General features: G+C 63.7%; 26 protein-coding genes and 1 tRNA gene. 21 read left to right on the top strand and 6 right to left on the bottom strand.

Translation table 11 applies throughout. The features are described 5' to 3' along the window. The first annotated feature begins 36 nt into the window (after positions 1-36). Positions 37-612 (top strand): MogA/MoaB family molybdenum cofactor biosynthesis protein, encoded by a 576-nt coding sequence (locus HMPREF3171_RS06165; protein WP_070483682.1) that lies wholly within the window; start codon positions 37-39, stop codon positions 610-612. Between the two features lie 10 nt (positions 613-622). Then, the gene (locus HMPREF3171_RS06160; RefSeq protein ID WP_224212929.1) at positions 623-829 is read left to right on the top strand and encodes a hypothetical protein; all 207 of its coding nucleotides are present in this window, start codon (positions 623-625) and stop codon (positions 827-829) included. On the opposite strand, the gene mscL is transcribed toward HMPREF3171_RS06160, so the two are convergent. Genes mscL through HMPREF3171_RS06145 form a run of 3 tightly spaced genes read right to left on the bottom strand, consistent with a single transcriptional unit; the run spans position 826 to position 2,505 of the window. After that, positions 826-1,248: a large conductance mechanosensitive channel protein MscL gene (gene mscL, locus HMPREF3171_RS06155; RefSeq protein ID WP_070421421.1), complete on the bottom strand. Its 423-nt coding sequence runs from the start codon at positions 1,246-1,248 to the stop codon at positions 826-828. The genes HMPREF3171_RS06160 and mscL overlap by 4 nt on opposite strands. Position 1,249: 1 nt before the next feature. Then, positions 1,250-1,876, bottom strand: a complete 627-nt coding sequence (locus HMPREF3171_RS06150) for an SAF domain-containing protein (RefSeq protein WP_070483680.1) — start codon at positions 1,874-1,876, stop codon at positions 1,250-1,252. 35 nt (positions 1,877-1,911) lie between these two features. Beyond that, positions 1,912-2,505: a 5-formyltetrahydrofolate cyclo-ligase gene (locus HMPREF3171_RS06145; protein ID WP_070483679.1), complete on the bottom strand. Its 594-nt coding sequence runs from the start codon at positions 2,503-2,505 to the stop codon at positions 1,912-1,914. 57 nt (positions 2,506-2,562) lie between these two features. On the opposite strand from HMPREF3171_RS06145, the gene HMPREF3171_RS06140 reads away from it, so the two are divergent. The 6 genes from HMPREF3171_RS06140 to HMPREF3171_RS06115 all read left to right on the top strand — a co-directional run bounded on the left by HMPREF3171_RS06140 (position 2,563) and on the right by HMPREF3171_RS06115 (position 7,732). After that, on the top strand, positions 2,563-3,537 hold the full coding sequence (locus tag HMPREF3171_RS06140; RefSeq protein ID WP_070483676.1) for a UTP--glucose-1-phosphate uridylyltransferase: 975 nt from the start codon (positions 2,563-2,565) through the stop codon (positions 3,535-3,537). Positions 3,538-3,561: 24 nt separating this feature from the next. After that, a complete protein-coding gene (gene glp / locus HMPREF3171_RS06135) occupies positions 3,562-4,872 on the top strand; it encodes a molybdotransferase-like divisome protein Glp (protein WP_070421417.1) in 1,311 nt (436 codons plus the stop codon). 10 nt (positions 4,873-4,882) lie between these two features. Further along, positions 4,883-5,521, top strand: coding sequence for a GNAT family N-acetyltransferase (locus HMPREF3171_RS06130; protein ID WP_070483761.1), 639 nt, complete (start codon positions 4,883-4,885; stop codon positions 5,519-5,521). Between the two features lie 138 nt (positions 5,522-5,659). Next, positions 5,660-6,913, top strand: coding sequence for a divisome protein SepX/GlpR (gene sepX, locus HMPREF3171_RS06125; protein WP_141743370.1), 1,254 nt, complete (start codon positions 5,660-5,662; stop codon positions 6,911-6,913). Between the two features lie 75 nt (positions 6,914-6,988). Continuing rightward, a tRNA-Ala gene (locus HMPREF3171_RS06120) sits at positions 6,989-7,061 on the top strand. A 62-nt stretch (positions 7,062-7,123) separates the two neighbouring features. Continuing rightward, a complete protein-coding gene (locus tag HMPREF3171_RS06115; protein ID WP_168161882.1) occupies positions 7,124-7,732 on the top strand; it encodes a cation efflux transmembrane domain-containing protein in 609 nt (202 codons plus the stop codon). Here HMPREF3171_RS06115 and HMPREF3171_RS06110 read toward each other — a convergent pair. After that, positions 7,729-8,358 carry a DNA-3-methyladenine glycosylase I gene (locus HMPREF3171_RS06110; protein WP_246815337.1) on the bottom strand — a complete coding sequence of 210 codons (630 nt, stop codon included), beginning with the start codon at positions 8,356-8,358 and terminating at the stop codon, positions 7,729-7,731. The genes HMPREF3171_RS06115 and HMPREF3171_RS06110 overlap by 4 nt on opposite strands. Positions 8,359-8,410: 52 nt before the next feature. Here HMPREF3171_RS06110 and HMPREF3171_RS06105 point away from each other — a divergent pair, with 52 nt between their 5' ends. Both HMPREF3171_RS06105 and HMPREF3171_RS06100 read left to right on the top strand, forming a co-directional pair. Then, positions 8,411-8,818, top strand: a complete 408-nt coding sequence (locus HMPREF3171_RS06105; protein ID WP_070483670.1) for a DoxX family protein — start codon at positions 8,411-8,413, stop codon at positions 8,816-8,818. Continuing rightward, a complete protein-coding gene (locus tag HMPREF3171_RS06100) occupies positions 8,811-9,446 on the top strand; it encodes a zf-HC2 domain-containing protein (protein WP_070483668.1) in 636 nt (211 codons plus the stop codon). The genes HMPREF3171_RS06105 and HMPREF3171_RS06100 overlap by 8 nt, the downstream gene beginning before the upstream one ends. On the opposite strand, the gene HMPREF3171_RS06095 is transcribed toward HMPREF3171_RS06100, so the two are convergent. Then, the gene (locus HMPREF3171_RS06095; RefSeq protein WP_371327141.1) at positions 9,447-11,078 is read right to left on the bottom strand and encodes a dolichyl-phosphate-mannose--protein mannosyltransferase; all 1,632 of its coding nucleotides are present in this window, start codon (positions 11,076-11,078) and stop codon (positions 9,447-9,449) included. A gap of 40 nt (positions 11,079-11,118) precedes the next feature. On the opposite strand from HMPREF3171_RS06095, the gene rsmI reads away from it, so the two are divergent. The 3 genes from rsmI to metG all read left to right on the top strand — a co-directional run bounded on the left by rsmI (position 11,119) and on the right by metG (position 15,814). Next, positions 11,119-11,979 carry a 16S rRNA (cytidine(1402)-2'-O)-methyltransferase gene (gene rsmI / locus HMPREF3171_RS06090; RefSeq protein WP_070483666.1) on the top strand — a complete coding sequence of 287 codons (861 nt, stop codon included), beginning with the start codon at positions 11,119-11,121 and terminating at the stop codon, positions 11,977-11,979. Between the two features lie 97 nt (positions 11,980-12,076). Continuing rightward, a complete protein-coding gene (locus HMPREF3171_RS06085) occupies positions 12,077-13,885 on the top strand; it encodes a BCCT family transporter (protein ID WP_083279308.1) in 1,809 nt (602 codons plus the stop codon). Between the two features lie 81 nt (positions 13,886-13,966). Then, positions 13,967-15,814: a methionine--tRNA ligase gene (gene metG / locus HMPREF3171_RS06080; protein WP_246815336.1), complete on the top strand. Its 1,848-nt coding sequence runs from the start codon at positions 13,967-13,969 to the stop codon at positions 15,812-15,814. 2 nt (positions 15,815-15,816) lie between these two features. Here metG and HMPREF3171_RS06075 read toward each other — a convergent pair whose 3' ends face one another. Further along, positions 15,817-16,209, bottom strand: coding sequence for a DUF3806 domain-containing protein (locus tag HMPREF3171_RS06075; RefSeq protein WP_070483662.1), 393 nt, complete (start codon positions 16,207-16,209; stop codon positions 15,817-15,819). A 12-nt stretch (positions 16,210-16,221) separates the two neighbouring features. Here HMPREF3171_RS06075 and HMPREF3171_RS06070 point away from each other — a divergent pair, with 12 nt between their 5' ends. From HMPREF3171_RS06070 to HMPREF3171_RS06035, 8 genes are all read left to right on the top strand, one after another. Then, a complete protein-coding gene (locus tag HMPREF3171_RS06070) occupies positions 16,222-17,058 on the top strand; it encodes a TatD family hydrolase (RefSeq protein ID WP_070483660.1) in 837 nt (278 codons plus the stop codon). 96 nt (positions 17,059-17,154) lie between these two features. Further along, positions 17,155-18,294, top strand: a complete 1,140-nt coding sequence (locus HMPREF3171_RS06065; RefSeq protein ID WP_070421408.1) for a resuscitation-promoting factor — start codon at positions 17,155-17,157, stop codon at positions 18,292-18,294. After that, positions 18,295-19,137 (top strand): 16S rRNA (adenine(1518)-N(6)/adenine(1519)-N(6))-dimethyltransferase RsmA, encoded by an 843-nt coding sequence (gene rsmA / locus HMPREF3171_RS06060; RefSeq protein WP_070451766.1) that lies wholly within the window; start codon positions 18,295-18,297, stop codon positions 19,135-19,137. Further along, positions 19,130-20,074: a 4-(cytidine 5'-diphospho)-2-C-methyl-D-erythritol kinase gene (locus HMPREF3171_RS06055; RefSeq protein WP_070483658.1), complete on the top strand. Its 945-nt coding sequence runs from the start codon at positions 19,130-19,132 to the stop codon at positions 20,072-20,074. Before rsmA ends, HMPREF3171_RS06055 begins: the two co-directional genes overlap by 8 nt. Positions 20,075-20,101: 27 nt before the next feature. Then, the gene (locus tag HMPREF3171_RS06050; RefSeq protein WP_070483656.1) at positions 20,102-21,898 is read left to right on the top strand and encodes an ABC-F family ATP-binding cassette domain-containing protein; all 1,797 of its coding nucleotides are present in this window, start codon (positions 20,102-20,104) and stop codon (positions 21,896-21,898) included. Between the two features lie 20 nt (positions 21,899-21,918). Then, positions 21,919-22,242: a putative quinol monooxygenase gene (locus HMPREF3171_RS06045; RefSeq protein WP_070483654.1), complete on the top strand. Its 324-nt coding sequence runs from the start codon at positions 21,919-21,921 to the stop codon at positions 22,240-22,242. 189 nt (positions 22,243-22,431) lie between these two features. Next, entirely contained in the window at positions 22,432-23,601 is a 1,170-nt protein-coding gene (locus HMPREF3171_RS06040; RefSeq protein WP_083291999.1) for an NRAMP family divalent metal transporter, read from the top strand. Between the two features lie 10 nt (positions 23,602-23,611). Continuing rightward, positions 23,612-24,394: a putative hydro-lyase gene (locus HMPREF3171_RS06035; RefSeq protein WP_070483650.1), complete on the top strand. Its 783-nt coding sequence runs from the start codon at positions 23,612-23,614 to the stop codon at positions 24,392-24,394. Positions 24,395-24,449 lie beyond the last annotated feature (55 nt).

Here is a 24,449-nt window from a genome sequence, read left to right as displayed (position 1 = left end):
TTCTCACCGCGCTGACGGACGGGAGCCCGTTTTACGATGACTGAACTGTATGACTCGGTTGATCTTGCTGATCTGGACATGAACGAGCCGGACGAGGCAACCCTTCGTGCCTCTGAGCTGGAGCAGGCTGCGCCGGAATCGCCGCGTGCCATTGTTGTGCTGGTGGGGGATCGTCGATACGACGCCCCCGGCGACAACACCGACAAGATGGTGGTGGAGCTCCTTAGCGAGTTCAATTACCGGGTTGACGGTGTGGTGCGGGTGAAGTCGAAGAAGTCCGACATCCGCAAGGCGATTGAGACCGGTGTCGTCGGTGGTGTGGACTTGGTGCTCACGCTCGGCGGTACGGGTGTTGGCCCGCGCGATAAGACGCCGGAGGCGACGCGCGGCATCATCGATAAGGTGGTGCCGGGGGTGAGCCAGGCGATTCGGGCGTCGGGGCAGGCGTGTGGCGCGGTTGATGCGTGCACCTCCCGCGGCATTTGCGGTGTATCCGGCTCTACGGTGGTGGTGAACCTGGCGTCGAGCCGTCAGGCGATTCGCGATGGTGTATCGACGATTGCCCCGCTGGTCACCCACCTCATCGGCGAACTCAACCAGTACTCGGTGTAGATAGCGCGCGGTGACAGTGCAGATGGAACGCAAGAGAAGAAGAGTCGTGCGTCGTGCGGATGTGGATTACGACCGCACGGCGGATAAGGCGCCGTCGCAACAACGCAAAAGCCCGGCGTTCGACGGCGAGCGCGAAGTGCTACTCGATGACGAAGAGCCGGGCTTGACTGGCCGCGCCTTCTACGAAGAGCAGCGGCCGCCGCATCACGGGGATTAGTTCAGCGGCTTCTGGGTGGAGTTCGGGTTCTGGTTGGACAGCAGGTCGCGGATTTCCGCGAGCAGCTCGGTCTCGGTCGGAGCCGGCTCCTCTGGGTCGACGCCCTTGTGACGCTTCTGTGCCTCGTCGAGCTTGTTCATCGGCATGACCAGCAGGAAGTAGATCACTGCAGCGATGAGCAGGAAGTTGATGATTGCGGTGATCAGTGCACCGAAGTCAACGAAGGTAGCCTCGTTGCCCTCACGGACGAAGAAGCCGAGGCCGGAGTAGTCCACGCCGCCGAGGGCTGCGAGGAACGGGTTGATGATGGAATCGGAAAATGCGGTGACGACAGCGGTGAAAGCTGCACCAATCACAACGCCAACGGCAAGGTCAATGACGTTGCCGCGCATGATGAAATCTTTAAAACCTTGAAGCATGTTAGGGAATACTAGGCGGTTGTATATGACGACTCAAAAGTAAGGTCAATGGGCCATCCAGCGAGGCTGCAGCAACGGCTTCCGCTTGAGACTGCCGAAAAAGCACAAGAACTGTACCTTTCTCACCTGAAGTAACCACGCGCCCGCCAGTCGCGACAGTGCGCGGCCCTTGTGCGATCACGTCCACCCGTGCACCGTGATGCAGCAGCGGAATGATGTCTGATTCCGCGACCGGAACCGGCACCAGAGAGAACTCTTCGCCGGGTGGTTCCTCCGCAATCAAGGTTGCGGTGAGATCCGGTCCGACAAGGCGTGTGGAGGTCACCACCTCACCAGCTGATGCCGCCGCGGCAAGAAGTTGGCCCTCCGCCAGCGCGAGATCAGACAGTGCCCCCTGCGGTACTGCGTCAGCTGGAAGTCGCCGCAGGGCCACGTCCTCGCCGGTAAGCGTCGTGCCGGGCGCAACCTCACGGGCAAAGACAACCACCGCTGGATCATCGCGGGACACACCGACGATGACGTGCAACGCCGAGGCGATGACAAGCACCACCGCAACGATGCGGCGAATGATGACAGACCGGCGGTATCCGGGCGTGCGCAACTGCGCGAACTGTGCGTGAAGGTCCATGGGTATCTGACGGACCCTGCGCTACCCCGGTTCCCTCAGACCCTAAAAAATCCGCTTGGGGTGATGATGTAGTCCACGGGTTGGTCGTGGTCGTCGCAAGGCACGGCGTCCACGATGTCCTCGTCGTAGACCACCGCGGCCACCGGTACGTTGAGTCCTGCAAGCGCACGGTCGTAATAGCCTTTGCCTTTACCTAGGCGCATCCCGCCTCGGTCCACCGCGAGTGCCGGCGCGACGATCAACCCGCACGAGCGCAACACCTGGGAGGTGAATCGTGCGCCGGTTGGCTCGACAACCCCGAGCGCACCGGCTGTACCAGCATCATCGTCTGCGGCTGGGGACCACGCCAGCTCGCCGCTGCTGAGCGAGATTGGCAAGAACACCGTGCGGGCGGGCCCGGTAAGACGTGTCGCGAAATCGGCTGGGCCCGGCTCAGTAGCCAACGGGTTGTAGGCCGCGATGTTGGTCCCCACCGCATTCGTCTCACGCAAACACGCCAGTGTGTGCGACACAATCGCGTCGTCAAGTGACTGCTTACGTGCAGTGTCTGCGGCTAATTCGCGCCGGGTGGAGAGGTGGGCTCGTCGTAAAGCATCTTTTGCATTGACGGCTGGTGTGGATTGGGACACGGAACTCCTTGGGTCGCTCACCGGGTTTACAGGGGCGTCAGGTTAAGCTCATGACTTATGCGGAATTCTACTGACCACACTGCTGCGGCCCAGGCTGCCACGGACGGCAACGCGTTTTCGTTGAAGACGGTTGTTGTTCCTGCTGCTGGTATGGGGACGCGTTTTTTGCCGGCGACGAAGACTGTGCCGAAGGAGTTGCTGCCGGTGGTGGACACTCCGGGCATTGAGTTGATCGCCCAGGAGGCTGCGGCCTGTGGTGCGCAGCGTTTGGCGGTGGTGGTGGCGCCGAATAAGGAAGAGATCATGCGCCACTTCGGTGACTTTGCCGAGTTGCAGGATCTCATGGTCGCGCGCGGCAAGGAAGAGCAGGCTGAAAAGGTTGCTCGTGCTGGCGAGCTGATTCAGGCTGTTGCGGTTGAGCAGGATCAGCCCCTCGGCCTGGGTCATGCTGTGGGGTGTGCGGAGCAGGCGCTTGACGACGACGAAGACGCCGTGGCTGTCATGTTGCCGGATGATCTTGTGCTGCCGATGGGGGTGATGGACAAGATGGTCGAAGTGCGCAATCGCCTCGGTGGGTCTGTGCTGTGTGCGTTTAACGTCTCGCGTGAAGAGGTGTTTAACTACGGCGTGTTTGATGTTGAGGATGCGGGGGAGTCCTTTGATGGCATCGAGGTGTTGAAGGTGCGTGGCATGGTGGAAAAGCCTGCTGTGGAGGATGCGCCGTCGACGCTTGTGGCTACTGGCCGGTATTTGTTGGATCGTGGCATTTTTGATGCGCTGCGTCGTATTACCCCGGGTAAGGGCGGCGAGCTGCAGTTAACTGATGCCATTGAGTTGATGATCTCTGAAGGCCACCCGGTGCATGTGGTGGTTCATGAGGGCAAGCGCCATGACCTGGGCAACCCGGGTGGTTATATTCCGGCGAATGTGGACTTTGGTCTGCACGACGAAAAGTACGGGCCGGCGTTGTACACGGCGTTGAAGAAGATCATCACCGAATACGAAGCAGAACACCCCGAACTGACAAACTAAGGCGAAAGTAAGGCGGGTACATCCATGCGCAGCGTTGAGGAGCAGCTTGCAGCGGTGATTGATGCTGCCGTTGCGCCGGAGCCCATCCGCGTCGCACTCACTGATGCCCTCGGGCTGCGGTGCGCGGAGGAAATCGCCGCCACCCGCCAGGTTCCCGGTTTTGCTCAGGCTGCCATCGACGGGTTTGCGGTTCGCGCCGTCGACGTCGGCGGTACCGCAGGTCTGCGCAGGCGACCAGCAGCTGGCGCCGAGGATGAGTCCGAAGCGGACGCCGAAGAGCAGAAGGCCCCGCGCCCGGCGCCCGATCGTGCGCTGCCGGTCGTCGGTGAGGTGCCCGCCGGATCTCAGAAGCCGCTGCGCCTCCAACCGCGCCAGGCGGTGCGTGTGGCCACGGGCGCACCACTGCCCACCCTGGCTGATGCTGTGTTGCCGCTGGAGTGGACCGACCGCGGCCGCAAGCGCGTGACTCCGCTGCGCCCCGTGCGCACCGGTGACTTTGTGCGCAAGGCCGGCGACGATATCCAGCCCGGCGACGTTGCCGTGCGCCAGGGCACCATCTTCGGTCCCGCGCAGGTGGGGCTGGCTGCTGCGGCCGGTCGCGACAAGGTGCTCGTTTACCCGCGCCCGCGAGTGACGGTGATGAGCTACGGTCTGGAACTCGTCGACTTGGAGCGCGACCCCGGTTTGGGTCAAGTCTTCGACATCGCTTCCTACGCTGTGGCTGCCGCTGCTGAAGAGGCTGGCGCTGAGGTGCAACGCGCGGGCATCATCAACGCGGAGCCGCGCCGCATGCGCGAGACCATCGCCGGTTACGTGGATAAGAGCGAGTGCATCATCATCACCGGCGCCGTCGGTGGCTCCGGTGCTGCGGCGATCCAGGAGATCCTGCGCGAGATGGGGCAGATCGACACCACCCGCGTTGCCATGCACCCTGGCTCCGTTCAGGGCTTCGGCGTGCTGGGGGAGGAGAGGATCCCAGTGTTCCTCTTGCCCTCGAATCCGGTGAGCGCTCTGGTGATTACGGAGACCATCGTCCGGCCACTCATCCGCCGTGCCCTCGGGGCGCCGACGATCACGCGTCAGACGGTGCGTGCGCGTTCGTTGCGTCCGATGGAGTCCATCGACGGTCGTCGGGGCTACATTCGCGCCCGCCTCATGCGAGACAGCGAGACCGGCGAGTACCTCGTGGAGCCGCTGAGCGTGCTCGACGCCGGCCCGACCCACTTGCTGGCTGGGTTTGCGGAGGCCAACGCCATGATCCACTTGCCAGAGGGTGCCACCCACGTGCGCCCGGGCGACGAGGTGGACGTCGAGTTCATCCGGCAGCGCAGCTAGCGTGTTTGCCATGTTTCGCCCGCCCACACCGGGCTGGCCAGAACTGACCCCTGCCGTCGGGCTGCCGGACGGTGCGCGTGTGCAGTTGCGTCCGCTGCGCGGTAGTGACGGTGGGGAGTGGAGTGAGACGCGCGTCGTCGATAGGCAATGGCTCGCGCCTGTCGAGCCCACAGTGGACGGCACCTGGGAGGACGCCCACTCGCATGCAGCGTGGCGCAACTCGTGGCTCAACCTCAAACGTATGGCGCAGCAGGGCACGGTGGTGCCGATGGTCATCGAGGTCGACGGCGCGTTTGCCGGCCAAGTGACGTTGGGCAACATCCAGCACGGGATCGTCTCCGAATGCTGGATCGGCTACTGGGTGCATTCGCCATATATGGGGCGCGGGGTTGCGTCGGCGGCGTGTGCACTCGGCGTGGATCACGCCTTCGGGCGCGTGGGCCTGCACCGTGTGACGGCGACGTATCTGCCGGGCAATCCTGCCTCTGGCAAGGTGCTGCGCACCAACGGCTTTGTGGAGGAAGGCTATTTGCGACGCAACCTGCACATCGACGGGCAGTGGCGTGACCATCACTTCGTCGCCATCAATATCGACGACTATCCCACGACCGCGGTGCAACGGCTCCGCCGCGCGGGTCGGCTTGTCTAGGTTGTCTGGTTTTTGAATTCCTTTCCGCGACCACGGCGCGCCAACCCGCCGAGTGTCGGTTGTGCCGATACCGTGGCGTGAAGTGTCTATTGGGTGCATGTAGTTGCGGAAAGGTCTGTGATGGGCAGCTCGAGCTTATTGATCGTTTTGATCCTCATCGTGTGGGTGATCGTGCTCGCGCCGTTGGCGGTGGGGAATAACAAGCCGATTCGCCGCTCCGGTGAGGGCTACGAAGAGACGCGCGTGCTGCACAAAGGTGGCGACGCCCCCATGGCAACCCGCCGTCGCCCGAAGCTGACCCAGGCTGACATCCACCGCCACGACGACGCAGATGACGATTACGAGGTTGTCGAGGCTGTCGCCGAGGAGGAGCAGGTGCTTATCGACGACGCCCCGAACCTGCGCCTCTTCAAATCCGCACAGGCCGAAGACGCTGCCCAGGACGACAACACCGTCGATGGCGAAGTTATCGAGCACGTCGCCGACGAGGCTGACGCTGAATCCCAGGACGAGGCTGCACCCGCCGAGTCTGAGGAATCTGTCGAGACCGCTGAATCTGCTGAGACCGCCAGTGTTGTCGCCGCAGAGGCTGGCGGCTCGACCGCAATCTCCGTGCTCGTCCAGAACGAAGAAGGCACTGAACACACCGCTGAAGAAGCTGTCGAGGAAGAGCGCTACGAGCTCGACGAGACGTACACCTCGCCGGCGGACCTGGGCTACGCCACCGCAGACACCGTCACAGACGCAGACACGGACACAGGCGCAGAGGCTGAGGTCGCTGACGCTGAAGGTGCGGAGGACGCAGAGGACAACCCGGACGCTGTCGAGGCCGTCGACGCTGAGGATGCTGTGGACGCAGACACAGACGCTGAAGACGCGGCCGAAAACGATATCGTCGACGAGGCAGACATCGCATTTGCGGCGTCGCGTCGTGGCCGCGGTGGCTACGACCCACAGCGCGAGCAAGCAGCCAAGGCCACGCGCCAGCAGCGCCGCCAGCGCACGCTGCTCGGTCTGCTTGCAGCGTGTGTGATCACGTTTGTGGCCGCGTTCGTCGCCGGTGGCTGGGTGTGGGCGCTCAACATCGTCGCGCTCGGCCTGACCGCGTGGTACATGATCGCACTGCGCCACACCGTGCTGCAGGAGCGCGCACTGCACCAGCGTCGTCTGCGTCAGTTGCGTCGCGCGCGCCTGGGTGTCGCTCTGGGTGATGAGGCCAACTCGCGCGAGCGCGTTGCTCGTCGCTACTCGGGCTCGGTGATCCTGGATCTTGACGACGACAGCCCCGACTTCGACGCACTGCCCGTTTCTCGCTTCACTCCGCCAGAAGACGACCACGACCGGGCCGACTACCGCGATATCCGCGACCGCTTCGCTGCACGCGCCAGCTAGGGCTTATAACCAGGCGATTTAACCACATCGGGTTGCAGGAGTAACGTGGCAATCGCCTTCAAGAGGCGCCCTTGAGGGGCTATAGCTCAGTTGGTAGAGCGTCGCGTTCGCAATGCGAAGGTCAGGGGTTCGATTCCCCTTAGCTCCACTTTCCGCCCCGCACGACAAAACGATCGTGCGGGGCTTTCGCTATGGAAAGGATTGGTCACGGTGTCCGCGCAGAAGATTCGCCGCGCAGTGCTCATCGTTGCGCTGCTGAACCTCGCGTACTTCTTCGTTGAGTTCGTCGCTGCGATATCGATTGGTTCCGCATCATTGTTTGCGGACTCGGCCGACTTCCTCGAAGACACTGCTATCAACCTGCTCGTGTTTGTTGCGGTTGCATGGCCTGCTTCGAGGCGACGCGCTGCCGGCAGTGTCCTTGCCACCCTGATTCTGATCCCGGCGGTGGCAGCCGTGGTCACGGTCGTGGTCAAGATCATGAACCCAGAGCCACCCTCACCGGAAGGGCTGACCGGTGTTGCGCTCGGCGCGCTGGCGGTCAACCTGATCTGTGCCGTGATCCTGCTGCGGCTGCGCGACGAAGGCTCGTCGCTTGCCACCGGCGCGTGGCTCGCGGCACGCAACGACGCGTTGGCCAACGTGCTCATCATCGTCGCGGGATTGCTGACCTTCGTGTGGCACACCGCGTGGTTCGACATCATCGTCGGCGCGATCATCGCCGCGGTGAACTTTTCGGCGGCGAAGGAAGTGTGGGAGGCCTCCCGCGAGGAGTACGACTCGGTCGAGGACGCCTTCGCCGAAATGGACGACGACTAGTCCCACACTCCGGATCTGCCACGCTTCCACGTGCCGATGAGGTTCGTGTCCAAGATGCCGGTGGACTCCATCAGCGCGTACATGGTCACCGGTCCCACGAAGGTGAACCCCCGCTTCTTCAAATCCTTGGCTAACTGCGCAGACTCGTCGGATTGTGTCGGGACTTCCGCCATCGTGCGCGGGGCAGGGGTTGTCTCCGGCTTGTAGGACCAGATGAACTCGCCCAAGTGCGTGCCCTCCTCGCGCAGGGCAAGTGTTGCCTTGGCGTTGGTCACGGCGGCTTGGAGTTTGCGGCGGTTGCGGATCAAGGTGTCGTCGTCAAGCAAATGCTCAATGCTCATGCCCGCGACCACCTCCGGGTCGAAGTTTGCGAAGGCGTCGCGGAACGCATCGCGCTTTTGCAGGATCAACCGCCACGACAAACCCACCTGGAAGCCCTCGAGGCAGACGCGCTCAAACATGCCCCGCTCGTCGCGTACGGGGTCGCCCCACTCGGCGTCGTAGTAGTTGCGCAGCAGGGGATCGGTTGCCGCCCACGGTGGGCGCGCAAGGCCGTCTTCGCCGACGACGGGCCATCCTGCGGTGTCTGGAAGTTGGTCAGTTTCGTTCATCTTGTTTTCACTCATAACTATTGGACTCGTTTCTACCCCGTTTGGTTCCACGGGTACGCTCGTTGGCATGAATAGGCCTGCCGTACGCGACTTTGCGCTGCTCCTTCTGCGTCTTGTCCTCGGCACCGTATTTGTCGCCCGCGGGTTTCAACACTGGTTTGACACCGGCATGGCGCAAACCGGGCGCGATTTCGCGGCACTCGGGGTGCCGCAGCCACAACTGTCCGCATACCTGACTGGTACCGCTGAACTTATCGGTGGGGCGTTTTTGGCAGTGGGGCTGCTCACCACAATCGTCGCGTCGGTGCTGGCGCTGCTCGTGCTCGCTGCGGGGTATTTCGTGCACCTGGATAACGGGTTCTTCGTGGAAAACGCCGGGATCGAGTACCCGCTGGTGCTAGCTGCGGCGTTGTTTATCATCATCGTGTTCGGCACCGGTCGTGCGAGTTTGGATGGGGTGTTAACGCGTGCTTAGCCACGAGGAAGTTCAGGCAGCGCTGTCTGCGCGTATCGACGGCGAACCGGCCGGTCTCGACGACGCCGTCGTCGACGCACACCTGGCGAGCTGTGATGAGTGCCAGGCCTTCCTCGACCAGGCCCTGGTGCTCTCCCATGAGTTCGTGCCGCAGGAGCGTCCCGCGATGGCCCCGCCGCAGGATCTGTCAGAGGTGATCCTGGCAAGCGTGGACGACGAATGGCGCAAGCTCTCGCAACGGCGCGCTTTCGGCCTTGCCATCGGGCGCACTCTGCTTTTCGCCATGGCGGTGGCGTGGGTGCTGTGGGCCATCAGCCTCATCGTTGCGGGTGGGGAAGAGCCGGTGGTGGCGTCTAGCGCGTCTGTACGCCTTGGTGTGGCGCTCGCGCTGGCGTTTACGGCGTGGAAGCCGCGTCAGATCCCGGGCGTGCTGCTGATCGTGGGGTCGATGTTCACCTTCACGGTCGGCTTCGCGGTGCGCGACGCGGTCCTTGGCGCGGGTGAGTTTGAACCTGCCGCGGTATTCATCCCGTTTGTCAGCGTGATCGCGCTGGTGTGGACGTGGTTCGCGGATCGCGGCGGGGAAGTGCGCCGAGCGTGGCGCATTCTCGGCGCCAACCCGTTGTAGTTACTTCCAGCTCGGCAGCCACATGAGGGATTCGTAGTAGGAATCCGGGATGCGCAGGCCGTAGAAAATCGGTGACCAGTAGAAGAAGCTTGCCGCGACCAAGGCGATGTAGACCACGGCAGCGAGTTGGCCCCAGCGCATCTCAAAGCCTGCGACCTTGTTGACCCACCCCCACGTCACGGGTCCGCCCTTCTTCGCAAGGTTGCCCACCGCCAGCGCAAGCAGCACCGCCGTAAACGGCACCAGTGCGGTGGCGTAGAAGAAATACATCTGACGGTCGAATGCAGCCAGCCACGGGAGGAAACCGGCGGCGAAGGCGATCACCGGAACGATGACACGGAAGTCCTTGCGGGTCAGCCAGACCCAGCACGCCCAGAGCAGGACTGGCACGGTGAGCCACCAGATGGCAGGGGTGCCGAACATGTAAATCATCTCGCGGCAGGTGCCATCGCCCGGGGCGACCTTGCACTCCAAGTCAGTGGCGGAGTAGTAGAGGATCGGGCGCGCAGAGACGAGCCATGCCCACGGCTTGGAATCCCACGGGTGAGAGTGCCCACTCGAGGAGGTCAGGGATGCGTGGAAGTTCAGGACGGAGAAGTGGTAGTACAGCCAGCCAGCGACGGAATCGGGCAGGTTTGTCAGCCAGGGCCAGTCGGAGCCGGCGATGGTGCCGTCGGCAAGCGAGTGGCGGTACACAGAGGTCTCGGATGCGAACCAGGCGCGCCAGGACCAGATGTAGAGCAGTGCCGGGATGAGCACGATCGAGGCGAGTGCGGCTGGGACGTCGCGAAGCAAGGTGCCAGCGACCGGCTTTTCCACGCCGTAGCGGCGGCGCAGGTAGAGGTCCCAGAACGACGACAGCAGGCCGAAGAACATGATGTAGTACAGGCCTGACCACTTCACCGACAGCGCAAGACCAAGGGCGACACCGGTGGCGAAGCGCCACCAGCGGAAGCCCATCCGTGGGCCGAACGGGCCGGTGCCGTCCAACTTGCCGGCCAGCCAGGCATCGTGCCAGCGGTGGTGCACCTCGCGCATGTCGCCGGCGAGCGTCCAGGCGGCAATGACGATAAACAGGACCTGGAAGATATCCAGCATGCCGAATTTGGCTGCGACGAGCAGGACGCCGTCGAAAAGCGCGATGATGCCCGCGACCACACCGATAGAGGTGGACTGGCTCACGCGGCGCGCGATGAGGAACACGAACACGATCACCGCGGTGCCAAACAGTGCGGTGATGATGCGCCAACCCAAAGGCGTGTAGCCGAAGATTGTTTCGCCGAGCGCCAGCAGCTGCTTGCCCAGCGGCGGGTGCACGACAAGGCCGTAGCCCGGGTTCGACTCAATGCCGCCGAGCACGGGGTTAAAGGAGCTGCGCACCATGTCCCAGCCCTGCGGCACGTAGTGCTTCTCGTCGAAGACCGGGGTGCCGGAACTGGTCGGCTGGGTCAGCCCCAGGAACCTGGTAAACAGCGCGAGGACACCGATCACGCTGGCGGCGATGGTGTCGCGGCGCGTCCACGGCACCGATACGGGTGCGGTGGGGGCCGGTCGGCTCGGGCGGACTTTGCGCGCCGCGCCTGGTTCGTCTGGCGCCGGGGTGGCGTTGGAAGTGCTCGCGATAGTGGTCACGGACGAAGATACTAGCGCCTGACGCGTATGCTTCAGGCTTATGTCCGCCGAGCATGATCGTGAAACCCAGTTCCCAGCTACCGGAGTGGTGCTCGCTGCCACACCGCTGGGCAACATCGGGGACGCCTCTCCACGGCTCGTGCAGGCCCTTGGTCAGGCCGATATCGTCGCCGCGGAGGATACGCGTCGCACCCGCGCGCTGGCTGCGGCACTCGGTGTGGAGATCACCGGGCGCGTGGTGTCCAACTTCGACCACAATGAGGACGCGCGCTCGCGTGAGCTTCTCGACGCCGCCCGCACCGGCACCGTCCTCGTCGTCACGGATGCCGGCATGCCGATTGTTTCCGACCCAGGGCATTCGATCGTCGCCGCCGCCCACGACGCCGGCATCCCCGTGACCTGTATCCCGGGCCCGTCTGCGGTAACCACGGCACTTGCGCTGTCCGGGCTCAACGTCGGCCACTTCATCTTCGACGGCTTCGTGCCCCGCAAGGCCGGTGCGCGTCGGGCCTGGCTGGAATCCCTTATCGACGAGCGTCGCGCCGTCTGCTGCTTCGAATCCCCGCACCGCATCGCGCAGTTGCTTGACGACGCCGCCGACGTCCTCGGCGGTACACGCCGCGCCGCGGTGTGCCGGGAACTGACCAAAACCTATGAAGAGGTCAAGCGCGGCACTCTTGCAGAACTTGCCGAATGGGCAGCAGACGGCGTACGCGGCGAGATCACGCTTGTGATTGAAGGTGGGGAGCCGAAGCAGCCGGAAGCGGAAGATTTGGTGGGGAAGGTGCTTGAGCTCGTCGAAAAGGGCGAGCGTATGAAGGACGCTGCGAAACAGGTCGCCAAAGCGCACGGCGTGAAAGTAGGGGACCTGTATGATGCCGCGCTCGCTGCGCGCGGTTGAGTAAGTTCTCGCGACAACTCGGTTAGCACAAAGGTGTTATTTACGTTAGCCTGCTTGGGCACTTTTAAACACCTGAAAACTTCAAAGGAGTAACCGTATGTCTCAGCGAGACTCACAAAGGGATCCACACGATCCCGATGCGGAGACGCAGAGCACTGATCAATACGCACCCCAAGAAACTTCTGCAGCCAGCGAACTTGCTGCGCTGCTCGACGCCGACCGCGACGGCGTTGCGACGGACTACGTCGACCCGGAAGAGCGCATGGAGCGTGCCGCGGATGCAGAAGATGCCCCAGTGAACTGGGGCATTGTCATTCCGTTGGCCATTATTGTCGCGGCAATTGTCGGCTGGGGCCTGGCTGCCCCCGACAGCTTTTCCAACTTCGCCGATGCCGCCTTCACCTGGGTGATTGACAACCTGGGCTGGGCATTCGTCCTCGGCGGCACCATTTTTGTCATTTTTGTCATCGTGATTGCGGCGTCGAACTTCGGCACCATTCGCCTCGGCACCGCAGACGAGCGACCAGAATTTAAGACCACTTCATGGATCGCCATGATGTTCGCCGCCGGCATGGGCATCGGCCTGATGTTCTACGGCGCCGCAGAACCACTGGCGATGTACCTCGACGGCGTACCCGGCCACAACGAACGTGAAGTAGGCGCTGCCATGGCACAGACCATGTTCCACTGGACGCTGCACCCGTGGGCTGTGTACGCCATTCTCGGCCTGGCCATTGCGTATTCGACGTTCCGCCTTGGCCGCAAGCAGCTGCTGTCGAGCGCTTTCATCCCGCTGATCGGACAGAAGGGTGCTGACGGCTGGCTCGGTCGTCTCATTGATGCGTTCGCTGTGTTCGCCACCATCTTCGGCACCGCCTGCTCCCTGGGCCTTGGCGCGCTGCAGATCAGCTCCGGCCTGGAGGCGTCCGGCTTCGTGGACAACCCATCCACCAAGCTGACTATCGGTATTGTCTCCGTGTTGACCCTGGCGTTCCTGCTGTCCGCAATGTCGGGCGTGTCCAAGGGCATCCAGTGGCTGTCTAACGCCAACATGGTCATCGCCGCGATCCTGGCGATCTTCGTCTTTGTCTTCGGCCCGACCGTTGCGCAGCTGAACATGCTGCCGACCGCATTTGGTAACTACCTGCAGAACTTCTTCGAAATGGCAGCCCGCACCGCAGAGAGCTCCGACGGCCAGGCTGGTGACTTCCTCTCCGGCTGGACCATCTTCTACTGGGCGTGGTGGATCTCCTGGTCGCCGTTCGTCGGTACGTTCCTGGCTCGCATCTCCCGCGGCCGCACCGTCCGCGAGTTCTGCCTCGGCGTCCTGCTCGTCCCGGCTGGCCTGTCCACCGTATGGTTCGCCATCTTCGGCGGCACCGCCATCAAGATGGAGCAGGATGGCCAGTCCATCGTCGGCGGCGGCTCCAACGAGGAACAGCTGTTCAACCTGCTGCACGCCCTGCCGGGCGGCTACGTTGTCGGCGTGTTCGCCCTGTTGCTGCTGGGTACCTTCTTTATTACCTCCGCAGACTCGGCCTCGACCGTGATGGCGTCCATGACCCAGTCCGGCAAGACCGAAGCCAAGCCGTGGCTGGCCGCTATGTGGGGCGTGGCTACCGCATTCGTCGGTCTGACCCTGCTGATCTCCGGTGGTGCTGACGCGCTGAACTCTCTGCAGTCCGTCACCATCGTGGCCGCAACACCGTTCCTGTTCATCCTTATCGCGCTCATGTTCGCGATTGTGAAGGACATGTCCAACGACACCATTTACCTGGATAAGAAGGAACACGAGCGCTTCGCCCGCCAGCTGGCTATCGAGCGCCGCATGCACCGCGACCAAGCGCAACTCGACGCACGTCGCGAGCAAATGAAGAAGATGCTGAAGCCGCGCGCGAAGAACTAACGCGTAGCGTTTCGCACCTTCGTTGCTGGCCCCGCGGAGCAGTTTCATTGCTTAGCGGGGCCATAACTTATGCTGGGAGCCATGACTGCTGCTAATTCCACCCAGAACGTTCTTGTGTGTGTGGCCTGGCCGTACGCAAACGGCCCGCGCCACATCGGACACGTCGCCGGCTTCGGCGTCCCCTCCGATGTCTTCGCCCGCTACCAGCGAATGTCCGGCAAGAACGTGCTTATGGTCTCCGGCACCGACGAGCACGGCACCCCGCTGTTGGTCCAGGCGGATAAGGAAGGCGTCAGCGTCAAGGAATTGGCGGACCGCTACAACAAGCAGATCGTGGAAGACCTCGCAGGCCTTGGCCTGTCCTACGACCTGTTTACCCGCACCACCACCCGCAACCACTACGCGGTGGTCCAAGAACTGTTCCGCGGGTTGGACGCTAACGGCTACATGGTGAAGGAAACCACCAAGGGTGCGATCTCCCCGTCGACGGGCCGCACACTGCCGGACCGCTACATCGAGGGCACCTGCCCAATCTGTGGCGCGACCGATGCCCGCGGTGACCAATGCGACACCTGCGGCAACCAGCTGGACCCGGCAGACCTGATCAACCCGGTATCCAAGATTAACGGCGAGACCCCGGAGTTCGTCGAGACTGAGCACTACATGCTCGACCTGCCGGCGCTCCACGACGCACTCGAGGCGTGGCTGTCCACCCGCGAGGACTGGCGCCCGAACGTGCTGAAATTCTCCCTGAACCTGCTCGAGGACATGCGTCCGCGCGCCATGACCCGCGACATCGACTGGGGCATCCCGATCCCAGTAGAGGGCTGGCAGGACAACCCGTCGAAGAAGCTCTACGTCTGGTTCGACGCCGTCGTCGGTTACTTGTCTGCCTCCATCGAGTGGGCCCACAACATTGGCAAGCCGGAGGCCTGGAAGGACTTCTGGCAGGACCCAGCCACCGAGGGCTACTACTTCATGGGCAAGGACAACATCACCTTCCACTCCCAGATCTGGCCGGCGGAGCTGCTTGGCTACGCGGGCAAGGGCTCCAAGGGCGGCGAGGTACACAGTCTTGGCGAGCTCAACCTGCCCACCGAGGTTGTCTCTTCTGAGTTCCTCACCATGTCGGGCTCGAAGTTCTCCTCGTCGAAGGGCGTGGTCATTTACGTCAAGGACTTCCTCAAGGAGTTCGGCCCGGACCCGCTGCGCTACTTCATCGCAGTCGCAGGCCCGGAGAACAACGACACCGACTTCACCTGGGACGAGTTCGTCCGTCGCGTGAACAACGAGCTGGCCAACGGCTGGGGCAACCTGGTCAACCGCACCGTGTCCATGGCGCACAAGAACTTCGGCCAGGTGCCCGCGCCGGGCCCGCTGGAGGCGTCCGACGAGCGCATCCTGAACCTCGCGCAAGAAACCTTTGCTACCGCCGGTGCGGATCTGAGCGAGGCTCGGTTCAAGAACGCGATCACCAAGATCATGCACGTCGTTGGTGAAGCGAACGCCTACATCGCCGAGCAGGAGCCGTGGAAGCTGGCTAAGGACGAGTCCCAGCGTGAACGCCTGGCCACCGTCCTGTGGACCGCACTGCAGGTGGTGTCTGACTGCAACGCCATGCTCACCCCGTTCCTGCCGCACACCGCGCAGCAGGTCCACGAGACCTTGGGCCGAAAGGGTGTGTGGGCTGCTGAGCCGCGCATCGAGGAGATTGTCGACGACGCCGACTTCAACCTCGTCGGCGCCGGCCTGCCAGAGAAGGGGCAGACATACCTGACCATCACCGGTGACTACACCCAGCAGCAGGCCGTGTGGCAGCGCGTGGAGGTTACCCCGGGCACCGAGTTGGCTAAGCCGAAGCCGCTGATCGCCAAGCTCGATCCGGAACTCGGCGAGACCGGCCCGGAGTGGGCGCCGGTGCAGAAGTAGGCCTAGAGAAACTGGTTGAGGAACCCGGTGAGTTTGCCGGGTTCTTCGTCTTCAAAGCGCTGGTCTACAACGACGAGCGGGGCGGTGTACTTCTCGTCCGCGCCGCCGGGATTCTTGACGACGACAAGATCGGTCCCGTAGTCGTCGATAAGCAATTGCCACGAAAAGCCCTCCCGCACGAGCGCCTCGCCGAGGGCGGTGCCGTAGATGCGGGCGGTTTCGCCGCGAGGAAACGCACGCTGCACATCGCGGGGAAGCGCCAGGTAATCGGCAAGTTCCTCCTCGAACGAGGCGACGATATCCGCCGGGGAACCGTTGATGCCACGACCGGCTGCCTCGGCCAGGTCGGCCTCAATTTGGGTGCGGGTGGCTGAGTCAATGTCGTTGAATGCCATAGGGTGCATCGTATGAGCAAAAAGAAGCCACGTCCCACTCCCGTGCCCGCCGAGCCGATCGCCGGGCTCGTCGATGCACACACGCACCTCGCGTCCTGCGGCGCACGTACCGCGGAAGAGATCGACGCGTTTGTCCAGCGTGCCGTAGCCACCGGGGTCGAGCGCATCTGCACTGTCGGCGATGGCCTCGACGAAGCGGAACTTGCGCTTGAGGCCGCACATCTCAACGAGCGCGTGTTTGCCGCGTGCGCGATCCATCCGACCAGGGCGCATGAACTTGACGACGACGCGCGTGCCCGCCTACAGACCATGGCCGCCGACGCGCGTTGCGTGGCGGTGGGGGAGACCGGCATCGATACGTACTGGATCAAGCACGACGCGGAACGCACCGCACCGCTGGACGTGCAGGAGGAGGCGTTTCGCTTCCACATCGACCTGGCCTGCGAGTCCGGTAAGGCGCTGATGATCCACAACCGCGAGGGTGATGCGGAGATCATGCGGATTCTCGACGACGCCCCGCGCCCCGAACACGTCATCTTGCACTGCTTCTCCTCGCCACTGGACGTGGCACGCGAGGCGATCGAGCGTGGCTACGTACTGAGCTTCGCGGGAAACGTCACGTTCAAGCGCAACGAGGAACTGCGCGAGGCCGCCCGCCTGGCGCCTGCCGGCCAGTTGTTGGTGGAGACCGACGCGCCGTACATGACGCCGGAGCCGTTCCGCGGTGCGCGCAACGAGCCATCGCTTATCGGCCACACCGCGAAGGTATTGGCTGAAGTTCGCGACATGGATGTGGCCGATGTGGCACGTGATATCAGTGAGACGTTTTCGCGAGTCTACGGGGTGTGACCTGGAACATTAGTGCGCGTCGGTCCTTGTGTCCCGGCGGGCGTTACCGTATTGTTACCGAAGTTGCTTTACGTTAACCCCTCGGAGGAAGCGCGAATGTCTCGTCAGATCAAGCGGATCAACCCGAAGAACTCCGCCGCGAAACGCGTCGCGGTTGGCACTGTCGCCGGCGCCGTGCTCGTCGGTGGCGCGGGCACCGCGCTGGCGTCCCAGAAGCAGATCACCGTGGATGTCAACGGTGAGGAGACCAACGTCCGCACCTACGCCGCCGACGTCGCAGGCGTGCTGCAGTCCGCAGGCGTTGACGTTGACCCGCAGGACCTCGTCTACCCGGCGCCGGGGGAGAAGATCTCGCGTGGCGATACCGTCACCGTGCGCACCGCCAAGCCGGTCGCCGTCGTCGTCGACGGTGTTGCCCAGCAGATCACCTCGACCGCCAGCACCGTCGGCGAACTGCTCGAGGAAGCCGGCGTTACCTCCGCCGCGGGCGTGGACATCGACCGCGACGAGACGGTCACCGAAGGCCTCAACGTGGACGTGACCACACCGAAGATCGTGGCACTTCGCGACGGCGGTAACCTCACCTACGTTTCCGCCGCAGCCAAAACCGTCGGCGACCTGCTGTCGGCGCGTGGCGTCACCTTCGATAGCGACGACCGTTTGAACCATGCGCTCGCCGACGCGATCGTGCCGGGCATGGAAATCGTCCTCGACCGCGTCAACACCATCGACCGCCCAGAGACCGTCGCGGTGGAAGAACCCGCCGAATACATTGACGACGACACCCTCGACGAAGGCACCGAAGAAGTCCGCGAAGAAGGCGTGCAGGGCGAAAAGCAGATCATCCACCGCACCGTGACCGTCAACGGTGTTGTCGAATCCGAAGGCGTTGCCGAGGAGAAGGAAACCAAGAAGGGCAAGCCCGCCGTCATCGCGCGTGGCACCAAGCAGACGGGTAACACCGGCGCGGCAGCCCCTGCCGTGGCTAACGGTTCCGTCTGGGACGCGATCGCAGCCTGCGAATCCGGCGGCAACTGGTCCATCAACACCGGCAACGGCTACCACGGTGGCCTGCAGTTCAACCCAGGCACCTGGGCCGCCTACGGCGGCACCGCCTTCGCGCCGACCGCCGACCTGGCCACCCGCGAACAGCAGATCGCCATCGCCGAGCGCACCCAGGCCGCCCAGGGCTGGGGCGCGTGGCCTGCCTGCACCGCCCGTCTGGGCCTGCGCTAAATGGCGGGCTCGCAGCTGCTCGGCCCGGCCGAGATCCGCGAACTCGCGGCAGAACTCGACGTCACGCCTACCAAGAAACTGGGGCAGAACTTTCTGCACGACCCGAACACCGTGCGCATGATCGTCGGTGCCGCAGAGCTTTCGCCTGACGACGTCGTTGTGGAGGTTGGCCCGGGGTTGGGGTCGCTAACGCTTGGGCTCGTCGATACGGTCTCGCGGGTCGTCGCGCTTGAGATCGACCCACGTCTCGCCGGGCGTCTGCCTGCAACCGTTCAGGCGCGTGCGCCCGAGTACGCCGAACGCCTCACCGTGATCACCACCGACGCGCTGAAGGCGCGCCGCGACGACCTCGACGTCGAGCCAACAGCGCTGGTAGCCAACCTGCCGTACAACGTCTCCGTGCCAGTGCTGTTGCACCTGCTGGAGGAGTTCCCCACGATCAGGCGCGTGCTGGTCATGGTGCAAAAGGAAGTCGCCGACCGCCTCGCCGCGGTGCCCGGCTCCAAGATCTACGGCGTGCCGAGTGTCAAAGCTGCGTTCTACGGGGACGTCTCGCGCGCCGGCACGATTGGCAAGCACGTCTTCTGGCCCGCGCCGAACATCGAATCGGGGCTTGTGCGCATCGACGTCAACGACGACAACCCGCGCGAACTTCGCGAGCGCGTCTTCCCGATCGTGGACGCCGCCTTCGCGCAACGCCGCAAGACGCTTCGCTCCACACTTGCGGGCATCTACGGCTCGCCCGCAAACGCCGAAGCGGCCCTTCGCGCAGCGGGAATCGACCCAGGCCTGCGTGGTGAAAAACTTACCGTGGCCGACTTTGTACAGTTAGGCCATGCGTAAGTACGTCGCCTCCGCACCAGGCAAGGTCAACCTCCACCTCGGAGTAGGGGAGGCCCGCGCCGACGGCTACCACGACCTGGTCACCGTCTTCCACGCCGTGGACCGTCGCGAAGTGGTCACGCTCGTCGCCTCCGACACAGTTGCTGAAGGCCCCATCGTGCGCTCCATGCAGACCACGTTTTACGTCGATGAGCCGGAAGAAAGCATCGACGGGCCAACCAACCTGGCGTGGCGCGCGGTCAACGCGGTGGCCGAGCGCGCCGGGATTGCCCTTCCGGAGGTCCACATCGAGGTGGCCAAGCACGTCTTCGTCGCTGGCGGGATGGCGGGCGGTTCCGCCGACGCTGCCGCTGCACTGGTCGCCGCGAACGCGCTCGTGGCCGACCACGGCGAGCCGCTTATGGCTGAGACGTTGCACGAGTTGGCAGCGTCGCTCGGCGCTGACGTGCCATTTTCGCTCATGGGCGGCACAGCACTCGGCACCGGCCGGGGAGATGAACTCGTCGAAATGCTGTCGCGCGGGCGCTTGAACTGGGTGTTCGTCAACCCCAAGGTGGGTATTTCCACCGGCGGAGCATTTTCGCTTCTCGACGACCTGCGTCACGGCAACCCAGCCCTCGTCCCACACCTCAACACCGCAGGCCTGTCCCAGGCGTTGACCTCGGGCGACGCGGCGCGGGTGGCAGAGGCGCTGCACAACGACCTCGACGCGGCAGCGCTGTCGATGCGCCCGCAACTCAAGCGGCTTATCGACGCTGCCAACGAAGCAGGCCTGCGCGCCATCGTGTCCGGCTCCGGGCCCACGGTCGCGGTGCTGTGCGAAAGCCTCGAGCACGCCCAATGGGTCGCCGAACACTTGGCGGAGCGATTCGAGGGCTACGAGATCTTCGTCGCCGAAGGACCCGACCACGGCGCGGTGCTCGAGACCGCCGATTAGGCAGGGTGCGTAGACTATGCACCCGATATGGCTAACCTGATCAACCTTGAAAACGTCTCCAAAACGTGGGGGCTGAAAACCCTGCTCGACGGTGTCTCCCTCGGCGTGCAAACCAACGACCGCATCGGCATCGTCGGCGTCAACGGCGGCGGCAAAACCACCCTGCTTGAAGTGCTCACCGGCATCGAAGCGCCCGACGCGGGCCGTGTCTCCCACAACTCGGGCCTGCGCATGGCAGTGGTCACCCAGCGTTTCGACCTCGACGAGACCCTCACCGTCGGCCAAGCCGTCGTCGAACCGCTCGGACTGCAAACCTTCGAGTGGGCTTCTAACGCCAAGGTGCGCGAGGTCCTTCAAGGCACCGGCGTGGCCGAGCTCGGCCTGGACACCCCGGTAGGCAACCTCTCTGGTGGCGAGCGTCGCCGCGTGAACCTCGCCGCGGCACTCGTGCAGGACCTCGACCTGGTCGTGCTCGACGAGCCGACCAACCACCTCGACGTCGAAGGCGTGCAGTGGCTCGCTGACCATTTGTTGTCGCGCAAGGTGGCGGTGGTCGTCGTCACGCACGATCGCTGGTTCCTCGACACCGTGGCCACCCTGACCTGGGAAGTCCACGACGGCACCGTCGATGTCTACGAAGGCGGCTACAACGACTGGACCTTCGCGCGCGCCGAACGTGCCCGCCAAGCCGACGCCATCGAACAGCGCCGCCAAAACCTCGCGCGGAAGGAACTCGCGTGGCTGCGCCGCGGCGCCCCCGCACGCACCTCGAAGCCGCGCTACCGCATCGAAGCCGCAGAAGCCCTGATCAAAGACGTCCCGCCGCCGCGCGACACCGTCGAACTCATGGCGTTTTCCAAACAACGCCAAGGCCGCGTCGTCATCGAACTCGAAGACGCACGCATCGACGCCCCCGACGGCCGCACACTCGTCGACCACCTCACCTGGCGCCTCGCACCCGGAGAGCGCATCGGCCTTGTCGGCGTGAACGGCTCCGGCAAAACCACCCTCCTGCGCACCCTCGCCGGCGAATACCCACTCGCCGCCGGTAAACGCATCGAAGGCCAAACCGCACGCATCGGCTGGCTGCGCCAAGAACTCGACGACCTCGACCCGGAACGCCGCGTCATCGACGCCGTCGAAGACGTGGCCACCTACATCCAATTCGGCAAACGCGAAATGTCCGCCTCCCAACTCGCCGAACGCCTCGGCTTCTCCCCGAAACGCCAACGCACCCCCGTGCGCGACCTCTCCGGCGGCGAACGCCGTCGCCTCCAACTCACGCGCGTGCTCATGGCCGAGCCGAACATCTTGCTTCTCGACGAGCCCACCAACGACCTCGACATCGACACCCTCCAAGAGCTAGAAAACCTCCTCGACTCCTGGCCCGGCACGCTCGTGGTTATCTCCCACGACCGCTACCTCATCGAACGCATCGCGGACACCACCTACGCCCTGTTCGGCGACGGCACCTTAACCAATCTGCCCGGCGGCATCCAGCAGTACCTGGACCGCAGGGCAGCCGAGGACACCGCGACCGGACCGTTGGATTTGGGGGAGCGGGGGCAGGAGGTCGTCGACAAGCAAAAGGGTCTCAGTTCGCAGGAAGAGCGCGAGATCCAAAAGCAGATGAAGTCTCTGGAGCGCAAGATCGCGAAGGAAAGCGAGCGGGCAGAAGCACTCGAAGCCGAGATCACCGCACTGTCCGAGGCCGGCGACTTCGACGCCATCGGCGCCAAAACCAAAGAACTCAACGCCGCCAAAGACACCCGCGAGGAACTCGAAATGGAATGGCTCGAACTCGGCGAGCAGCTTGAAAGCTAACTCCGCGTAGGGTGGGGCGCATGATTCTGATCAACGTACGATTCAAGCCCCTGCCCGAACACGTCGAGAACTTCCGCGAACTGGTCAAAGACTTCACCGACGCCTCCCGCGCCGAAGAAGGCAACATCTTCTTCGACTGGTACCGCAACGAAGACAACCCCGACGAATACCTGCTCATCGAAGCATTCCACGACGACGCCGCCGAAGCCCACGTCAACTCCGACCACTTCAAGGCCGCGCAGGAATTCTTCCCGACGATCCTGAAGGAAACCCCGACCATCATCAACACCCTCATCGAAGGCAAAACCGAATGGGACAAGATGGCGGAATTCAAAGTCGACTAGGGGTAACCCGGGTGTGACGATGTGTGACGAGGTGTCACCCAGGGCGCTTTTATGCCCTAATATCACCCACGTCACATTCCCGTCATTGAAAGGAGTGCCCCCGTGACCGCTCCAAACCCCAACACCGGCGGCTCAACCGCAGCCGACGTACCCACCAAGCCGCCAGCAGCGGCACGAGGCATCGGCCCCATGGTCGGCGCCATCTTCCTGATGGCCACCTCTGCCATCGGGCCGGGCTTCCTCACCCAAACCTCCGTCTTCACGGTCCAGATGGGCGCGGCGTTCGCGTTCGCCATCCTGCTGTCCATCATCGTGGACATCGTCATCCAGTTGAACGTCTGGCGCATCCTCGGCGTTTCCGGCCTGCGCGCCAGCGAACTTGCCAACGCGGTGCTGCCGGGCCTCGGCTGGTTTTTGGCCATCCTCGTCGGCATCGGCGGACTCGTCTTTAACATCGGCAACATTGCCGGCACCGGCCTCGGCGTCCAAGCGCTTACCGGCGACACCGTCGACCCGAAGATCGGTGGCGCCATCTCCGCCATCATCGCCATCTGCGTGTTCCTCTGGAAGCGCGCGGGTGCCGCCCTCGACGTCCTCGTCGGCATCCTCGGCGCACTGATGATCCTGCTCATGCTCTACGTCGCCATCTCCTCAAACCCGCCAGTGGCTGAGGCGATGCGCCAATCCGTCGCCCCGGACGCCGTGGACTTCAAGGTCATCACCACACTCATCGGCGGTTCCGTCGGCGGCTACATCGTGTTCGCCGGCGTGCACAGGATTATCGACGCCGGCCACACCGGCCCCGAAAACCTCGACTACATCTCCCGCTCCTCGGTCACCGGCATCATCGTCACCGGCATCATGCGCGTGCTGTTGTTCCTCGCGGTGCTGGGTGTCGTCGCTACGGGCGTTGCTCTGTCCAAAGACAACACCGCGGCAGACGTCTTCTACCAAGCCGCAGGCGACATGGGACGCCGCATGTTCGGCCTCGTCCTGTGGGCTGCGGGCCTGTCCTCGGTCATCGGCGCGTCGTTCACCTCGATCTCGTTTTTGACCAAGCAGGGCTTCGACCCGAAGAAGCGCGGCTGGCTCACCGTCGGCTTCATCGTCATCTCCACGGTCATCTACCTGTTCGTTGGCTCTGCACCGCAGAAGCTCCTCATCTTCGCAGGCGCCTTCAACGGCCTGATCCTGCCGATCGGTTTCGCCGTCGTCCTCTACGTCGGTTTCTTCCGCAAGGACCTGCTGCGTGGCTACAAGCCGCCGATGTGGATGCTCATCGTCGGTGCGATCACGCTGGTTGGTTGCGCGTGGATGGGCTGGAGCTCGATCAGCACCCTGCCGAAGTTGTGGGCGTAGTCTGAAGGGCATGCACCCCGCCTCTATGACCCCAGCGCAAGCCCGCGCGTTGTTCCGCACCACCGAGGTGCCGACAACGGCGGGCTTTTCCGCTGGTTACGCCCAAGCCAACCTGATCGCGCTGGATAAGAAGTACGCGTTCGATTTCCTGCTGTTCGCGCAGCGCAACCCGAAGCCGTGCCCGATCCTGGGGGTGTTGGAGCCGGGGCAGGTGGAGTCGTCGCTACTCGCGGGTGGCGATATTCGCACCGACATTCCCGCCTACCGCGTGTTCAAGGACGGCTCGCTTATCGACGAACCCCTCAACGCCACCGAATACTGGACCGACAACACCGTCGCGTTTCTCATCGGCTGCTCATTCACCTTCGAGGCAGCGCTGCTGGACAACGGGGTGCCCGTCGCGCACATCGAGCAGGGGCGCAACGTGCCGATGTATATGACCAACATCGACTGCGAACCCGCCGGGGTGTTCTCCGGCAAGATGGTCGTCTCCATGCGACCGATTCCCGCGTCGCAGGTGTCCGATGCCGTGCGGATCACGTCGCGTTACCCGGCCGTGCATGGTGCGCCCGTGCATGTGGGGGATCCGGCCGCGATCGGTATCGACGACCTTGCTGCGCCCGACTTCGGCTCCGCCGTGGACATCCCCGCGGGCACCGTGCCGGTGTTCTGGGCGTGTGGGGTCACGCCGCAGTCGATTGTGATGTCGTCGAAGCCCGATCTGGCAATCTGTCACGCGCCGGGGAAGATGCTCGTCACCGACGCACGCGACCTCGCCTACCAGGTGCCTTAGGGGTTATCCACAGGGGCGTTTTTGTAAATTTCACAGGCTCGCAGAGGTGGGTTGC

This window comes from Corynebacterium sp. HMSC08F01, assembly GCF_001807545.1.
Classification (GTDB): Bacteria; Actinomycetota; Actinomycetes; order Mycobacteriales; family Mycobacteriaceae; genus Corynebacterium; species Corynebacterium coyleae.
The sequence above is the reverse complement of the archived record's forward strand: the minus strand, read 5'-3'. Positions and strand labels throughout refer to the sequence as shown.

Coding starts and splice junctions, on each gene's coding strand:
- HMPREF3171_RS06165 (WP_070483682.1), top strand. CDS start 37: ATGACTGAACTGTATGACTCGGTTGATCTTGCTGATCTGGACATGAAC.
- mscL (WP_070421421.1), bottom strand. CDS start 1,248: ATGCTTCAAGGTTTTAAAGATTTCATCATGCGCGGCAACGTCATTGAC.
- HMPREF3171_RS06150 (WP_070483680.1), bottom strand. CDS start 1,876: ATGGACCTTCACGCACAGTTCGCGCAGTTGCGCACGCCCGGATACCGC.
- HMPREF3171_RS06140 (WP_070483676.1), top strand. CDS start 2,563: ATGCGGAATTCTACTGACCACACTGCTGCGGCCCAGGCTGCCACGGAC.
- glp (WP_070421417.1), top strand. CDS start 3,562: ATGCGCAGCGTTGAGGAGCAGCTTGCAGCGGTGATTGATGCTGCCGTT.
- HMPREF3171_RS06130 (WP_070483761.1), top strand. CDS start 4,883: ATGTTTCGCCCGCCCACACCGGGCTGGCCAGAACTGACCCCTGCCGTC.
- HMPREF3171_RS06110 (WP_246815337.1), bottom strand. CDS start 8,358: ATGAGTGAAAACAAGATGAACGAAACTGACCAACTTCCAGACACCGCA.
- HMPREF3171_RS06105 (WP_070483670.1), top strand. CDS start 8,411: ATGAATAGGCCTGCCGTACGCGACTTTGCGCTGCTCCTTCTGCGTCTT.
- rsmI (WP_070483666.1), top strand. CDS start 11,119: ATGTCCGCCGAGCATGATCGTGAAACCCAGTTCCCAGCTACCGGAGTG.
- HMPREF3171_RS06085 (WP_083279308.1), top strand. CDS start 12,077: ATGTCTCAGCGAGACTCACAAAGGGATCCACACGATCCCGATGCGGAG.
- metG (WP_246815336.1), top strand. CDS start 13,967: ATGACTGCTGCTAATTCCACCCAGAACGTTCTTGTGTGTGTGGCCTGG.
- HMPREF3171_RS06075 (WP_070483662.1), bottom strand. CDS start 16,209: ATGGCATTCAACGACATTGACTCAGCCACCCGCACCCAAATTGAGGCC.
- HMPREF3171_RS06070 (WP_070483660.1), top strand. CDS start 16,222: ATGAGCAAAAAGAAGCCACGTCCCACTCCCGTGCCCGCCGAGCCGATC.
- HMPREF3171_RS06065 (WP_070421408.1), top strand. CDS start 17,155: ATGTCTCGTCAGATCAAGCGGATCAACCCGAAGAACTCCGCCGCGAAA.
- rsmA (WP_070451766.1), top strand. CDS start 18,295: ATGGCGGGCTCGCAGCTGCTCGGCCCGGCCGAGATCCGCGAACTCGCG.
- HMPREF3171_RS06055 (WP_070483658.1), top strand. CDS start 19,130: ATGCGTAAGTACGTCGCCTCCGCACCAGGCAAGGTCAACCTCCACCTC.
- HMPREF3171_RS06050 (WP_070483656.1), top strand. CDS start 20,102: ATGGCTAACCTGATCAACCTTGAAAACGTCTCCAAAACGTGGGGGCTG.
- HMPREF3171_RS06045 (WP_070483654.1), top strand. CDS start 21,919: ATGATTCTGATCAACGTACGATTCAAGCCCCTGCCCGAACACGTCGAG.
- HMPREF3171_RS06040 (WP_083291999.1), top strand. CDS start 22,432: ATGGTCGGCGCCATCTTCCTGATGGCCACCTCTGCCATCGGGCCGGGC.
- HMPREF3171_RS06035 (WP_070483650.1), top strand. CDS start 23,612: ATGCACCCCGCCTCTATGACCCCAGCGCAAGCCCGCGCGTTGTTCCGC.